This window comes from Syntrophorhabdus sp., assembly GCA_012719415.1.
In the GTDB taxonomy this organism is placed as follows: domain Bacteria; phylum Desulfobacterota; class Syntrophorhabdia; order Syntrophorhabdales; family Syntrophorhabdaceae; genus Delta-02.
In genome coordinates this window covers 61439-75961 of sequence record JAAYAK010000072.1, presented here as the reverse complement: position 1 = coordinate 75961, position 14523 = coordinate 61439, and the positions used below count along the sequence as shown (strand labels likewise).

Annotated in this window: 13 protein-coding genes; 1 reads left to right on the top strand and 12 read right to left on the bottom strand. The window is 59.2% G+C overall.

The window, feature by feature from the left end; genetic code table 11:
* Positions 1–47: 47 nt before the first annotated feature.
* Complete coding sequence (locus GXX82_04665; protein ID NLT22321.1) at positions 48–641, top strand: hypothetical protein; 594 nt, start codon at positions 48–50, stop codon at positions 639–641.
* Positions 642–749: 108 nt separating this feature from the next.
* Here GXX82_04665 and GXX82_04660 read toward each other — a convergent pair whose 3' ends face one another.
* The 12 genes from GXX82_04660 to GXX82_04605 form a co-directional block, all read right to left on the bottom strand.
* On the bottom strand, positions 750–1043 hold the full coding sequence (locus GXX82_04660) for a MoaD/ThiS family protein (protein ID NLT22320.1): 294 nt from the start codon (positions 1041–1043) through the stop codon (positions 750–752).
* Positions 1044–1182: 139 nt separating this feature from the next.
* Positions 1183–1644 carry a (2Fe-2S)-binding protein gene (locus tag GXX82_04655; GenBank protein NLT22319.1) on the bottom strand — a complete coding sequence of 154 codons (462 nt, stop codon included), beginning with the start codon at positions 1642–1644 and terminating at the stop codon, positions 1183–1185.
* 5 nt (positions 1645–1649) lie between these two features.
* Positions 1650–2600 carry a hypothetical protein gene (locus GXX82_04650; protein ID NLT22318.1) on the bottom strand — a complete coding sequence of 317 codons (951 nt, stop codon included), beginning with the start codon at positions 2598–2600 and terminating at the stop codon, positions 1650–1652.
* Positions 2600–4876, bottom strand: a complete 2277-nt coding sequence (locus GXX82_04645; GenBank protein ID NLT22317.1) for a molybdopterin-dependent oxidoreductase — start codon at positions 4874–4876, stop codon at positions 2600–2602. The genes GXX82_04650 and GXX82_04645 overlap by 1 nt, the downstream gene beginning before the upstream one ends.
* Positions 4877–4887: 11 nt before the next feature.
* Entirely contained in the window at positions 4888–6147 is a 1260-nt protein-coding gene (locus GXX82_04640; protein ID NLT22316.1) for an aminotransferase class III-fold pyridoxal phosphate-dependent enzyme, read from the bottom strand.
* 31 nt (positions 6148–6178) lie between these two features.
* Positions 6179–7321, bottom strand: coding sequence for an NAD(P)H-binding protein (locus GXX82_04635; protein NLT22315.1), 1143 nt, complete (start codon positions 7319–7321; stop codon positions 6179–6181).
* 49 nt (positions 7322–7370) lie between these two features.
* A complete protein-coding gene (locus GXX82_04630) occupies positions 7371–7790 on the bottom strand; it encodes a methylmalonyl-CoA epimerase (protein ID NLT22314.1) in 420 nt (139 codons plus the stop codon).
* A gap of 140 nt (positions 7791–7930) precedes the next feature.
* Entirely contained in the window at positions 7931–9148 is a 1218-nt protein-coding gene (locus tag GXX82_04625; protein NLT22313.1) for an aminotransferase class V-fold PLP-dependent enzyme, read from the bottom strand.
* 86 nt (positions 9149–9234) lie between these two features.
* Positions 9235–11622 (bottom strand): xanthine dehydrogenase family protein molybdopterin-binding subunit, encoded by a 2388-nt coding sequence (locus tag GXX82_04620; protein NLT22312.1) that lies wholly within the window; start codon positions 11620–11622, stop codon positions 9235–9237.
* A 61-nt stretch (positions 11623–11683) separates the two neighbouring features.
* Complete coding sequence (locus GXX82_04615) at positions 11684–12160, bottom strand: (2Fe-2S)-binding protein (GenBank protein ID NLT22311.1); 477 nt, start codon at positions 12158–12160, stop codon at positions 11684–11686.
* An 11-nt stretch (positions 12161–12171) separates the two neighbouring features.
* A complete protein-coding gene (locus GXX82_04610; protein ID NLT22310.1) occupies positions 12172–13140 on the bottom strand; it encodes a hypothetical protein in 969 nt (322 codons plus the stop codon).
* Positions 13141–13181: 41 nt separating this feature from the next.
* A complete protein-coding gene (locus GXX82_04605) occupies positions 13182–14489 on the bottom strand; it encodes a phenylacetate--CoA ligase (protein ID NLT22309.1) in 1308 nt (435 codons plus the stop codon).
* Between the last annotated feature and the right edge of the window lie 34 nt (positions 14490–14523).

The window sequence follows — 14523 nt, the reverse complement described above, 5'->3', positions numbered from 1 at the left end:
TTTCAAAAGATGGACCTCTCCCGCATCTGTCTGGTATACTTCACGACATGTTGTCCCTCATCTGCGAGATCAACATCCTCTGGGAGACAGTCTATCCACATCTGGCACGTCATATCGGGGACGTCTATGGCCGTGCGGACGGGTCCGTACTCGAGGTCGGCCCCTTTTGCGGCGTTATATACGATCTTGTCAGGCAGGGGATCGGGAGTTCCTTTCGCATAGCTTCCTTCCCTCGCGGTCTCTACACCTTTTACACGAGAGAGATAGAAAAACGAAGCATGGGGGACGCGGTCGACATTATCGGGACGTCGCCGGACCTCTGCGGTATCGAGGACGACACCATCGACCTTCTCGTCTTTAGAGGGGCCTTGTTCTTCCCGTCACTGTTCAAGGTCGACCACCGGGCCATCCTCCGCGTCCTCAGACCCGGCGGGACGGCCTTCGTGGGCGGGGGCTTCGGCAAGTACACACCCCCGGAGATCATCCGCCCCCTCGCGAACTGCTCACGGGAACTCAATTACCTCATAGGGAAGAAAGAGACCACCGTCGACGAGATACGCAAAGACCTCGAATCGGCAGGCATAACCGAAGGAGTCGATGTTGTTACCGAAGGGGGGTTGTGGATACTACTGAGAAAATAGTTCAAGAGTTCAAGGGTTCAAAAGTTCAAGAGAAAGAGCCCGAACTCCCGAACCCGGAACCGTCTCTAATCCCTTGAACCTTTGAACCCTTGAACTCTTGAACCGTTTTTATCCCCCTGCCAGGGGGTCCATGTAGGCGTCCACGCGGACCGTGTCGCCTTCGGTGATCTTTCTGTTCAGGCCCTCGGGGAATGAAAAATGGCTTTCTCCATTGAGATACAGGTGGTGAAGGTCATCGCCCATCTCCCCTTTCTCCAGGAACCTCAGGTAGGGATACCGCTCGGAAAGTTTGCCGAGAACATCCTTCAGGGTGTTCTCGTCCTGACTCATCTCCAGTTCGAGCGGGGGCTCAAAAACGTTCTTGATCCGAAGGTTCGAATCAACTTTCACCCTGATCTTCATCGTCGCACCTCCATACAGCCAATACAGTTAATAATATACAACATTACGAGGAAAAAGCACAGGTCCCATAGGACACATCCGACCCACAGGACCTGCGATGTCTTTTAACGCTCAAGCGGTTCAAGCGGTTTAAACCGCTTTAGGCCATCCTCTTGGCCGCCTCTTCCACTGCTTCGACTATCTTCTTGTAGCCCGTGCAGCGGCAGATATTGGAGGATATTGTCGTGACGATCTCCTTCTTCGAAGGCTTCTTGTTCCTGTCGAGGAGGGCCTTTGCAGTCATTATCATACCCGAGGTGCAAAAGCCGCATTGGATGGCCCCCTTCTCCATGAACGTCTCCTGCAGCGGGTGGAGTCTCCCCTCCTCTCTTAGGCCTTCCACTGTCGTGATCGTGGCTCCCTCCACCTCAGGCGTCAGGACAAGGCACGACCTCAGCGGTATCCCGTTCACGATCACCGTGCAGGCGCCGCATGAGCCCAGACCACAGGCATCCTTCGCGCCGGTCAGGAACAGTCGCTCGCGAAGCGTTTCGAGAAGGGTTTCGTAGGGTTTCACGTCAAGGGTGACATCCTCGTTGTTCACATTGAAACTGACCTTCATCGTCTTCATCGCTTACCCTCCGCAAGAGTTCTTTTGACGGCCCGCCTGATCAGGGTACCCACCATCTTCTTCCGATAGGAAGGCGAGACTGTCGCGTTCGCCACCGGCTTCGCGTCAGCGGACGCCTTTTCGGCCAACTCCCTGACGGAGGCGGCATCCCTGATATCCCCGAGGACATAAAGGCGGGGGGCTCCACCCACGCCGCCCACACAGATCCTTGCCTTCCCGTCGATGACGGACACGGCGGCGCCGACAAGCGGGTAGTCCATGGACTCGCGGACACGCAGTTTCTCGTAGGCCCCCTTTGTCTTCTTGAGAGGGATAAGTATGTGCGTCAGCACCTCGCCCCCCTCCATGGCAAAAGGTGCCCTGGCATCCCCGGTAAAAAGGCTTTCCAGCTTCACGGTGCGCTCCCCGCCGGGGCCCGTGAGCCTCACCTGCGCCCCGAGGCTGATGAGCGCCGGGGCATTATCACTGCAGTAATTCGCGAAACACGCCTTCGCGCCTTTGACGACGTTGCATTGCTTTCCACCCATCTTGAAACAGAAGCCCCGCGCTTGCCGCCATTCAAGGGACTGGTTGTACTCAAGGCAGCGCGTACCCTGGAGAATATTGCCGCCCAGAGTTCCGCGCATCTGGAGTGTCTCACAGGCCGTGGCATCGAGGGACTCGACGAGAGCGGGAAAGTGCGCTGCTATCACGGGGTCCTTCTTGAGGTCGAAGAGGGTAACGTTGGCGCCCACCACAAGGGACCCACCGCGGGAGGCCATGATCCTCAAGTCCTCTATTCCTTTCAGGTCGATGACCGCCTTCGGCGCCTGCAGCCTCAGCTTCACGAGGGGGATGAGGTCCGTTCCCCCCGCGAGATAGATCGCTTTTCCTTTCTCTTTCTTGTAGAGGGTAACCGCGTCGGCCACGCTCCGTGCTCTCTTGTATTCAAACTGTGGCAGGATCATCACTTCACCCCCTTCTTTCGTTCCAGCATGCTCATCACCCTGTCCGGCGTCAGAGGCAGTTCGCTGAACAGCTCGCCCGTGGCGTTCGCGACGGCGCACGCCACTGCGCTGTAAGCGTTCATGCGCACCGTGAGGCCCCCTTCCTTGGCGCCGAAAGGTCCGGCGGGGTCCCGTGAGCTCACTATGATCGTGTCCATATCAGGCATGTCGCACGCCAGGGGGACCTTGTACTCGAGGAGGTTGGGGTTAAGCAGATGCCCCCCGTCCCACAGGTTCCCTTCGGTAATGGCCGCCACCCCCGCCTGTTGTATGGAGCCTTCCATCTGGCCCTCGACGGCCATCGGGTTTATGGGCCGCCCGCAATCATGGGCCGAGGTGAAGCGGGGCATTGTGATCTTGCCCGTCTCACCGTCAATACTCACCTCCGCGACGGAGGTCCCGAAGGAGAAGGTCCCCGCCATCTGGCCCCAGGGCCTCGTCACCCACTCCCTCTCGAAATCGATGTTTGGAAAGAACGAGCCTGTTCCCGTGATTGGTTCTCCTCTGAAGAAAGCCTCGCGCACCACCCAGGATATGGGCATCTTCTTGTCGGGGTTCTTCAGCGAATAGGCGGCACCGTCCTTGAGGCCGATGTCTTTCACCTTCACTTTCAGTTTTTCCGCCGCGATGGCGACGATCTTCCCGCGGGCGTTCTCGCAGGCAACCCGCACGGCGTTGGCCCCCACGAAGGCGGCGGCCTGTGAATAGGCGCCTGGGTCGAGGTTCGTCACTTCCGTGTCCGCGTTCACGAGGTTGATGTCTTTCATGGGTATCCCGAGGACCTCGGAGGCCACCTGGATCACCATCGATTCATTTCCCTGCCCGTTATCGACGAGCCCCGTCACGAGCGTCGCCTGTCCGTCATCGTTGATCTTGACGTAGCAGGACGAGCCCGACCGGAACCCCATGGGAAAACCGCACATGATGGCGACGCATCCCATGCCCACACCTTTGAGCCGCGAGGGTTTCGCCCATCTCTTCCTGAAATTGGTCTTCTCCGAGGCGGTCGTTATGGTCTCCTTGAGGCCGCAGCTCGTGATCTTCGACTTCGTCGCCGTCATCTCGCCGGGCTTGAGGCCATTCTTAAGGCGCACACCCACAGGGTCGAGGCCAAGCTCCTTCGCCATCACGTCCATCTGAGCCTCATTGCCCGCAAGAAAGGCCCGGCCATGGCAGCCGTACATCCCGCGGATACCCTTGTTCGTGAACACCCTGTAGCCGTTGTACCGGACGTTCGGGAAACGGTAGCATTCTTCATAGACATAGAAAGGTATGGACGTGGCGATGGGCCCCGTGGAACTGTAGGCGCCGCCGTCGTATATCACCTTGTAGTCCTTGGCAAGGATGGTGCCGTCCTTCTTCATGCCCGTCTTCACGGTGGCGATGATGTCGTGGACCTGACGCGAACTCGTGGCATTCTCCTCGCGGGAGAGGACGAGCTTCACGGGTCTGCCGGACTTGATGGCGAGAAGCGACGCCACAAGGTCACCGGGTGCCACCTCGGAACGCCCTCCGAAGGCCCCGCCGGAGTTGATATGGCGGATGCGTACCCTGTTGAGGGGCAGCTTGAGCATGTTCGACAGCGCCTTGGCCCGGACATGCGGTCCCGCGTTCGGCATGTAAAGATCGAGATATCCGCTCTTGAAAGAGGCGACGACGGCGTAGGGTTCCATCATGGCATAGGCCTCGCCGGCCGCCCTGAAGGTGTCCTCCCGGACGAGGTATGCCTTTTCCATGGCCCTGTCAACCTCGCCGACATCGATATGTATATGGATATTGATGTTGTTCTTGTACTCCTCATGGATCTGCGGCGCGCCGTCCTTCATGGATTCCATGGGGTCGTAAACGGCAGGAAGGGGCTCGTAATCCACCTTGATGCGGGAGAGGGCCTCCATCGCTGTCTCCTCGTCGACGGCAGCCACTGCCGCGACATCCTCGCCGATGTACCGCACCTTGTCGGTGTGGAGCATGGCATGGTCCTGAGTATACCGGAAAACACCCCATTTTACACCATAGGAATCGAAACCGCTGATGGCGGCCCTGACGCCGGGCACCTTGAGGGCCTTCGAGACGTCGATGCCCGCGATCTTCGCGTGGGGATAGGGGCTCCTCAAGACCTTTGCCACGAGCATGCCCGGGAACGTGAGATCGGCCGTATAGCGTGCCTCGCCTGTCACCTTCGCGAGTGAATCGCTTCGCACAACCCTTTTGCCTACGATATTGAGATCGTCCTTCATTACCGTACCCCCTACCCTTTGTACTTCTCACTCACATAGGCCATGGATTCGTCCATAGCCTGAACCGTGAGGTCAAGGTCCTCTTCCGTGTGCCTGTAGCTGAGGTAGGCGTGGTGATGGGGCGTGAAGAAGAAGCCTTTTCGGATCATCTGGGTGTAGAAGTCGGTCCTGCGGTCCCTTTGCGTGTCGGGGTTCCCCTTCGTGAAGGTCACGTGGAACATGGGGGCAACACCCGTGAGCTCCGCCCCGGTATTCGGATACTTGTCGATGATGCCCTGGATCCTTTTAAGAAGCCCTTCGCCCTTCGCCCATATCTGATCGAGCACCTTCTCGCGCTCCATGATCTCGATGACCTTGAGGGCCGCGATGTATCCGTCGCTGTTGGGGAAGAACGTGGAGGAGATGAAAAGCTTCGACGCCGCGGCCATCATGACATCCCTTTTCCCGCAGACCACGCTGATGGCATACCCGTTGGCCATACCCTTGCCGAGCACGGTGAGGTCCGGTTTGACCCCGTAAAGCTCCTGCGCCCCGCCCATCCTGAGGCGGAAACAGGTGCGCACCTCGTCGTAGACAAGGACCGCGCCGTAGGTGTCGGCCAGCTTGCGCACGCCTTCGAGGAAACCCGGCTTCGGCGTCTGCATCTTCTGGTGAAGAGGATGGCCGAAGGGTGTCATGATGATCGCCGCCGTCTGGTCCCCGTGCTTCTTCATGAGGTCCTCAAGCGCTTCGAGGTCATTGTAATGGAATTCATAGACGTCCTCGTAGAACTTCTCGGGAATGCCCCCCTTCATCTCGACGCACCAGTCATGCCAGCCATGGTACCCGGAGCGCATGACCTTGGTGCGTCCGGTGTAGGCCCTCGCGATACGGATGCTTGCCGTCGTGGCGTCGGATCCGGTCTTGAGGAAGATGCTCAGTTCCGCCGACGGGATGAGGGTGTTGAGCTTCTTTGCCAGCTCATTCTGATAGGGTTGGGTGAGACTGAAGCAGAACCCCTTGTCCTTTAACTGACGTATGACGGCGTCATCGACCTCATCCTCGCGGTAACCGAGAATGATGGGGCCGTAGCCGCAGAGGAAATCGATGAACTCGTTCCCGTCGACGTCGATGAGCCGGGAACCCTTCCCGTACTCGAGAAAGATGGGATACTCGCCCATGATGAAATCACCCGGTTTCCTGGCTCCCAGGACCCCGCCCGGGACGAGGGTCTTTGCCTCCTCGAAGAGTTCGACGCTTCTCTTTATGTTCAACTTCGGGGCTTCTTTCATGTGAACCTCCTTCATGGAAAACCTTTCGCCATTAAAGCTCGAACATGGACCGGATCGTCTCCGTCTGGTGTATCCGCGCGCCTCTTTTCAACAGTTCGGCGAGGAACCGGTCGGGGTCGATGCAGCCTTCGGGGGCGACGACACCCTTTACGGTGACCTCACCCCCGTCCATCATGAGGGCCGCTATGGACGCGGGAAGACCCGTGCCGGGGGCCATCCTGCCGACGATATCGGCGGTATAGGTCACCTGCTTCCCCTGTCTCTCACCTTTCACTATGACCTTAAGACCCGACGCCTGAGGACCGTTGTCCCTGTCTTTGGGGATGGTGTCCCAGAGCCTCAAGGCAAGGTCGTAGGGCACCACCTTCCCCCCCCTGACCTCGACGGGTTCGCTGCCGAGAAGGCCCATCGCCTTCTGCTCCTTGATAAGCTTGTCCACCCACAACGGTATGAGGGCCCCCTTTATGACCACCGTTTTCACCCCGGTGATGTAGCGCGGTATGGTGATGGGCTGGGGATGACCGACATAGCTTATCAGGCATTCCCCGAGGGGTTCGAGGAAATGCTCCACCTCCTCACCGCCGCCTCCGTCCACCTCGACCAGTCGGCCGTCGATATACTGCGGGATCTTGCCGAGGACCATGTGGAGGCTGTGGTCCCAGGCAGCGCCTGCAAGCTCCGCGATGCTCACGACCCAGTAGAGATATATCTCATCGACACGGTCGAGCCTGTTCGCGTACCACTTCACGAGAACGTTGTTCGTTCCCGGGTCCGATCCCATACCCGTGAGGACGGTTATACCCGCCTCCTTCGCCGCCGCGTCGATATCGGAGGCGAAGAGGATCTGCGCCGCCTCGTAATCGTCGCATATGTCGATGTAGTTGACCTTCGCCTCGACCGCTGCCCTCGCCACGGCCACGGCGGTCTTATAGAATGGTCCCGCACAGTTGACGACGACATCCGCCCCCTTGATCTCTCCAACCATCCCGGCGTGGTCATTGACGTCTATCCTCACGAGGGACACCTTCGGGCTGGCCCGCAATTTTTCCTGCACCCTGGCGGGATCGACATTGATATCTCCGAGCACCACCTTCTCTATTCGGTCCTGCTTGATGAGGTCTCGCGCGACCCCCTGGCCCATGCCTCCCGTTCCTCCCAGCACCAGTACCTTCATTCACCCTCCTTGTGACCCTTGACCCTTTGTCCTGAATACTCTCGTACCATCACTTATTGATATCGAAATCGCCTTCCAGGAGTTCCGTGAGCACCCCGTGAAGCCTACTCGGGTGATGCACGAAGGCATACCGCGTGCCGAAGAGTTCCCGGGGCTTCTTGTCGATGAGGTCCACGTTCTTCTCCTTCAGCTCGTCCATCGCCTTCGTGAGGTCGTCCACTTTGTAGGATATGAGAAAGACACCCTCTCCCCGTTTCTCGATGAACTTCGCCACCTCACCGTCGGGTGCCGTCGATTCCATGAATTCGACGGCGACCTCCCCGATGTAGTAGCGCGACACCTTGATCTTTTCCGATTCCGCGATATACTCGCAGGACGGGACAAGCCCGAAATCCTCCCGGTACACCCGCTTCGTCTCCTCCAGGTCACTCACCGCGAAGCATATGTGGTCGATCCTTTCGATCTTCATGCCCCCTCCTACCGGTTGTTTATCCTCTTCATTCCAACGGTCGTCATTGGCCTTTTTCTCCGACCGACGCAGCCTGATCTCCGCACTCTGTCAGTCCCCATCATGAACATGTTACCTCGCCCGCAAAGGCAGTCATGGGTTCAAACCGCGATCCGCCGTATCGCCCGCACCGCGGCATCGATGTCTTCAGGGGTGTTGAAGTACCCCATGCTGAGACGAACGGTGCCATCCGGGAATGTGCCGATCGTCCTGTGGGCCATCGGCGCGCAATGCAAGCCGACGCGCACCACAATATTGTACTGACTCCCCAGAACGTCCTCCGCTTCCCCGACACCAACACCGTCCGCGAACCATTCGAGGTTGATGGCACCGCATCCCAGGGAGCCTTCCGAGCCCTCGGGCAGCGTGCTCTCAAAGGTCACGGACACCGTCGCAGTCTGCTTGGCCGGGTCGAGGGGACCGTAGATCGCGACATTCTGCAGGTCGTAGATGCCGTCATAGAGTCTTTGCGTCAGTTCCTCCTCGTGACGGCGGATCTTCTCCACACCTTCCCCGAGAATGAACTCCACGGCGGCACCGAGACCGGCGATCCCCACGTTGTTCTGTGTACCGCTCTCCATCAGGTCGGGCATGAGATCGGGCTGGTGAAGGTCTTCGGACCTGCTGCCCGTCCCGCCCCGCATGAGGGGTCGCAAATCGATCCCCTCCCTCACGTAGAATCCTCCCGTCCCCTGGGGACCCATGAGCCCCTTGTGGCCGGTGAAGGCAAGGATGTCTATACCCAGGGCCTTCACATCAATAGGATAACAACCCGCTGTCTGCGCGGTATCGAGGAGAAGGGGGATATCACCGATAACGGCCCTTACCGCCGCCACATCCTGCAGGGTGCCACAGACATTCGATGCGTGGTTCACAACCACCAGCCGGGTATCTTTGCGGAGCAATCCCGCAAGGGCACTCACGTCCAGGAAGCCTTTTCGGTCACAGGGCGCGATATCGAGGGATATATGCCCGGTCTCCTGCAGATACACCAGGGGACGCATCACGGAATTGTGCTCCATGGAGGTTGTGACCACGTGGTCCCCGGGGTTCAGGTATCCCAGGAATACGGTGTTGAGCGCCTGGGTAACATTCAGCGTGAAGCAGAACCTGCAGGGATCGTCGGCATTGAAAAGACGGGCCAGGCTCCTGCGCGTCCCATCCACGACCTCCCCCGCCTCGCGGGCCAGCGGGTGACCGGAACGGCCGGGGTTCGCACCCACATCCTCCATGAAACGGACCATGGCCCGTATCGCCTGCGGCGGTTTCGGAAAGGAAGTCGCGGCATTGTCCATGTAAATGAGCCTTTTCTTCTCCATTCACGCATCCCTGCTGCCGAAAATCCCTCTTCCCGGGTACGGCCGGTATCGCCTGCCGATCCCCGGCCTCAGACCGAAGTACCTCCTCACCGGCCCTGCGCCTTGAGAGCAGCAAGCACCTTCTCGGGCGTGATGGGCAGGTCCTTGATCCAAACACCCACCGCGTCATAGACGGCATTCGCGATGGCCGGTGCCGTCGGAACCAGGCCCGGCTCACCAATGCCTTTTGCTCCATAAGGTCCGGCGGGATCGGGATCTTCGATGATGACCGCCTCCACGGGGATCCTGTCGTTTGCCGTCAGGATCTTGTAGTCGCGGAAGTTCGCGTTCACCACTTTTCCATCAACAACCTGCACTCTCTCGGTAAGACCGTAACCGACCCCTATGTATGCCGCACCGTATATCTGCCCCTTGACCAGGGTGGGATTGATGGCACGGCCCACGTCATGGGCGGAAACCAGTTTCACGATCTTCACCTCGCCGGTCTGCCTGTCCACCTCCACCTCGACGCCCGCCGTCCCGAAGGCATAGGTGCACGAATAATTGCCCTTCATCTCGGCGTTCAGCATCTGCGTTGGCGGATCCCAGAACACCTCCGCGACGACCGCTTTGCTCTCACCGACACCCACGTGAAGCCCGGCTGTCAGGATCTTGCTGACCTCGGTCTTGAAATGGGGATGGTCCGGGGCCTCCCTGGGATATATCATGCGGTTCTTCAGCTCAAGTTTGTCCGGGCTGTCGATCAACGTGTAATCCAGTTCAGGCGGCACGAACTCGGGGTTCTTCTTTTGCTGCTGTTTCAAGGTCCTCTTGACCAGTTTGGGGATGTACTCCACAGCGAGCTCCAGGATCTGGCGCTTCACCATCTCACCGGCCCTGACGGCAGCGTTGCCTGCGACAAAGGTATGCCTGCTGGCATGGGTACCGGCGTCCCAGAGCCCGAGAGCGGTGTCGCCGAAGACTATATTGACGTCCTCGGGCCGGAAACCCGTGGCCTCGGCAATTATCTGCGCGATGACGGTGGGCGATCCCTGGCCCTGATCGGTGCTGCCGGAAAGCACGTCCACCTCACCCTCCTCATTCACCTTGATCCGTATGCCCGTTCCATCCGAGAGATAGACCCGGGCCCCCCCGGCGACGTGGATGAGTGATGCCATGCCGACTCCCCGGCCGTTGCCCTTGCCCCGCTTCTCGTCCCATTTGATCTTCTCCTTCACCGTGATGATACATTGCTCCAGGGGACAGGTTGTGATCTTGAGGCCCATTGGCGTGACGTCTCCGGGATGGTTGCGGTTGATCATCCGGAACTCGGCCGCGTCTATGCCGGCCTTCTCCGCCAGGAGATCCATCGAGGTCTCCACCGCGAACGCCGCCTGCGGGTTCCCGTAGCCCCTCATGGCCTGGGAGTAGATGTTGTTCGTATAGACGCAGGTCGCCTGGAAGGAGACATTGGGCACGCGGTACATCGACGATATGGGCAGCATCATGACGGACGGCGTGGTCGCACCCCAGGAGGTGTAGGCGCCGTTGTCGAGGATGGCGTCGACCTTGCGGAAGGTCAGCTTCCCCTCCTTGTCGCACCCCTGTTCGATCGTGAACCGGGAGGCCTGCCGGGGAGGCAGCGCCATGAACTCCTCTTCCCTGGTGAATCTGATCTTTACCGGTCTGCGTGTCTTCAATGCGAGCTGAATGCAGACGAACTCATAGATATCCGTATCGAGCTTCGTGCCGAAGCTTCCCCCGACAACAGGGTTGAAGATCCGTATTTTCTTTCCCTTGAGACCGATGTTCCTGAGGTAGGCGGCGATCCTCTGCTTGGCCCCGAAGATGACGTTCGTCTGTGCGCAGTAGGTCAGATTGTTGTTGCTGTCAAACTCGGCAACACACCCGCTCGTTCCCATGCAGCACTGGTTGATCCACGGGGTTGTCACGTCGTGCTTCACGACATGGGCCGACTCCTCCCGGGCCTTATCGACGTCCCCGGCAGAGAACTTCCACGGCAGGGGAAGGATGTTGCTTCTCAGCGGACGGCCCCTCGCGTCGGTCTCATGGATGAGCGGCGCGTCCGGCTTCATGGCCTCCATGGGATCGAATATCGCCGGCAACGGTTCGTATTCCACCTCTATGAGCCCGAGAGCCTCCTCGGCGATCTCGGGTGTGACGGCCGCCACCGCCGCGACCTCATCCCTGAACTGGCGGACGACATCTCGCTTGAGGACCGTCTGGTCGCCGAGAAAGCCCACCCTCACGTCAGGGATATCATATCCGGTGATCACGGCGCGCACCCCGGGCAGCTTCTTCGCCTTCTCCGTGTTGATGGATCTGATCCGCGCGTGAGCGTACCGGCTGTACAGTATCTTCCCGTGCAGCATACCGGGCCGCTTATACTCGTCTATATACACCGCGTGACCGGTGACCTTGTCGATCTCGGCGGTTCTCGGAACATTCTTTCCAACATGCAGCAAGTTCTCCATTGCCTCCTCCTCGAGCTGAGCACAGCTCAGCGGTATCGTTGAAGTCCGTGGACCGATCCACCTATTTCTTCATTCTCTCTGCCGCCTGCTGTATCGATTCAACGATCTGGACGTACCCGGTACACCGGCAGATATTTCCCGCTATGCTGGTCCGGATCTCGTCCTCCGTCGGATCGTTCTTCTTGTCGAGGAGGGCCTTGGCGGACATGATCATGCCACTCGTGCAATAGCCGCACTGAACACCGTTGTTCTCTATGAATGCCTGTTGAATGGGGTGGAGCGTGCCGTCCGGCGAGGCGACACCTTCGATCGTGACCACCGACCTTCCCTCGACCTCCATCACGGGATACAGGCACGAGTTCACGGCCTCACCGTCAACGATCACGGTACACGCGCCGCACTCACCCACCCCGCATCCTTCCTTCGTACCCGTCAGCTCGAGGACTTCCCGCAACAGGTGGAGAAGCGTCCATTTCGGGTCGACCTCCACGATGACCTCTTCGTTATTCAGAGTGAACACCACCTCTTTCTTCATCATGAACCCCCTCCTCACCAGAGCCTGCCCGGAAACACCATGCTGCTCGCACCCACCGCGCGCTCAATGGACGTGAGAACCGCGCGTTTCGTAAGCACCCGTACCATGTCCCGCCTGTACCATGCTTCCCCTCTAAAGCTGTCACGGGGCTGCGATTCCGACCCGGCGATCTCGCCGAGCTCTTCCAGGGCCTTCTCCGAGATCGTCCTGCCCTTCAAGCTCTCTTCGGCCCTCTTCGCGCGTATCGGCCGCGGCGCCACAACGCTCATCGCGATCCGGACATCTTCGAGACTGAGCCCTTCCGCCTCGAGACGTTTGACGGTCTCCGACGCGTCACCGCCAAAAGCGTCCCTGCAGCCGCCCTCACTGCCGCCGATCTTCACCGTCACCCGCGCCGCTATACCGAGGATGGGCAGGTCCATTGCCATACGTCTCGCGTGCTTTATGTAGGCAGAACCCGTCCGCGGACCGAAGGCCGGCATGACGAAAGCGGTCACGAGCTCGCCCTTTTCCAGCGCCACCCTGTTTGGTCCAAGGAAGAGATCGTCAACGGAGAGCTGGCGCTCCCCCGATGTGCCGGTGATAACAGCGACGGCATCGAGAACGAGAAGCGGACATGCCGTGTCCGCCGACGGGGCCGCGTTGCAAATATTCCCTCCAATGGTCGCAACGTTGCGTATCTGCCGGGAACCCACCACACCGGCCCCTTCCGCGAGGGCGCTGCAATGCTCCCGGATGAACTCGTCGTTGGCGATCCGGGTGTGGGTCACCCCGGCACCTATCCTGACACCGTTCTGCACGTCAATGCCGGAGAGACCGCTGACGTTTCTCAGCGATACCAGGTTAGCCGGAGAGAGCTTCCCTTGCCTCGTGAGAACCATGATGTCGGTACCTCCGGCGATATACTTCGCGTTTTCAAGGCTATCCATGAGGTCGATGGCCTCTTTGACCGTATGCGGCTTGTGATAATCACAGGCTTTCACATGAACCCCCTTTGCAATCCTTTCTATCCTGTAAAACCCGTCTATGAATCCCTTTCGTCAAAAACCCTTTTCGTTTTACGTTCCGATCTCGGAAGGGAGCCGTAATCCTCCACCTCCACGTCACAGCTCACGAGCACCTGTCTCTTGACCTCCTTTTCTATGGTCTTGCGGATGTGCTTATCGGCGTCGTGGGACTTCTCGGTCCCCTGCGCCCGCTCCACCCTGATCGTCATGTGGTCCTTGCCGCCCTTGTCCTTTCTGTAGAGACGGACCTGGTATTCGCTGCCGACCTCCCTGATGCTGGAGAGTATCTGGTCTATGTGGCTGGGATAGATGTTCACGGCCCTGAAGATGAACATGTCGTCGCTTCGTCCCAGTATCCTGTCATGACGGGGCATGAGACTGCCACAGGGGCATTTTCCCGGCATGATCCTTGTCAGGTCCCTCGTGCGGTAGCGGATGAGGGGCGCCGCCTCCTTACGAAGCGTCGTCACCACCATCTCCCCCACCTCGCCTTCGGGTACCGGTTCAAGCGTTTCAGGGTTCAGGATCTCCAGTATGTAATAATCGGCCCAGTAGTGGATGCCGGTGTGGTAGCGGCAATCGAGACCCGTTCCCGGACCGTAGAGCTCCGTCATGCCCGGAATGTCGAAGAGCTGGTCGAAGGCCACTCCTGAAAGCTCGGATATCCTCTGGCGCATGGCATCGCTCGCCCTCTCGGAACCGAAGATCATCTTCCTCAAGGGGATCTTCCCCCGAAGGCCCTTCGCCTCGATGAGCTCCGCCATGAGAAGGCCCATGGAAGCGGTACAGGTCATGACCGTCGTCCCGAAGTCCTCCAGGAACTGGCACTGCATGTCCGTGTTCCCCGGGCCGATGGGGATGGACATGGACCCGAACCGTTCACATCCGTTCTGGAAACCCCATCCCGCGGTCCAGACACCGTATCCCACGGCTATCTGGATCCTGTCCTCGGGTGTGCAGTCCGCGTACGAATAGCACCGGGCGAACATGTTGGCCCAGTCGTCGATGTCCTTCGCCGTGTAGCAGAGCACTTTCCGTTTGCCCGTTGTTCCGCTCGACGCGTGAATGCGGACCACATCTTCAAAGGGAACGCTCCTCAAGGGAAAGGGGTATCCCTCCTGAAGGTCCTTGCTCGTCGTGAAGGGCAGCTTGTGAATGTCCGTGAGGGAGTTTATATCCCCCGGTCTCACCCCTGCCTCGTCGAGCTTTCGCCGATAATGCACGGAACCATTGTATGCGTGCTCGACGGTCCACTTCAGCCCGTCGAGCTGGAGAACTTTCAGTTCCTTTTCCGATCTCACTTTTGAATCGAATGGCCGCTCCATGTTCACTGTCCTCCTCTTGCCCCTGGCATGCCCT

Coding starts and splice junctions, on each gene's coding strand:
- GXX82_04665 (NLT22321.1), top strand. CDS start 48: ATGTTGTCCCTCATCTGCGAGATCAACATCCTCTGGGAGACAGTCTAT.
- GXX82_04660 (NLT22320.1), bottom strand. CDS start 1,043: ATGAAGATCAGGGTGAAAGTTGATTCGAACCTTCGGATCAAGAACGTT.
- GXX82_04655 (NLT22319.1), bottom strand. CDS start 1,644: ATGAAGGTCAGTTTCAATGTGAACAACGAGGATGTCACCCTTGACGTG.
- GXX82_04650 (NLT22318.1), bottom strand. CDS start 2,600: ATGATCCTGCCACAGTTTGAATACAAGAGAGCACGGAGCGTGGCCGAC.
- GXX82_04645 (NLT22317.1), bottom strand. CDS start 4,876: ATGAAGGACGATCTCAATATCGTAGGCAAAAGGGTTGTGCGAAGCGAT.
- GXX82_04640 (NLT22316.1), bottom strand. CDS start 6,147: ATGAAAGAAGCCCCGAAGTTGAACATAAAGAGAAGCGTCGAACTCTTC.
- GXX82_04635 (NLT22315.1), bottom strand. CDS start 7,321: ATGAAGGTACTGGTGCTGGGAGGAACGGGAGGCATGGGCCAGGGGGTC.
- GXX82_04630 (NLT22314.1), bottom strand. CDS start 7,790: ATGAAGATCGAAAGGATCGACCACATATGCTTCGCGGTGAGTGACCTG.
- GXX82_04625 (NLT22313.1), bottom strand. CDS start 9,148: ATGGAGAAGAAAAGGCTCATTTACATGGACAATGCCGCGACTTCCTTT.
- GXX82_04620 (NLT22312.1), bottom strand. CDS start 11,622: ATGGAGAACTTGCTGCATGTTGGAAAGAATGTTCCGAGAACCGCCGAG.
- GXX82_04615 (NLT22311.1), bottom strand. CDS start 12,160: ATGATGAAGAAAGAGGTGGTGTTCACTCTGAATAACGAAGAGGTCATC.
- GXX82_04605 (NLT22309.1), bottom strand. CDS start 14,489: ATGGAGCGGCCATTCGATTCAAAAGTGAGATCGGAAAAGGAACTGAAA.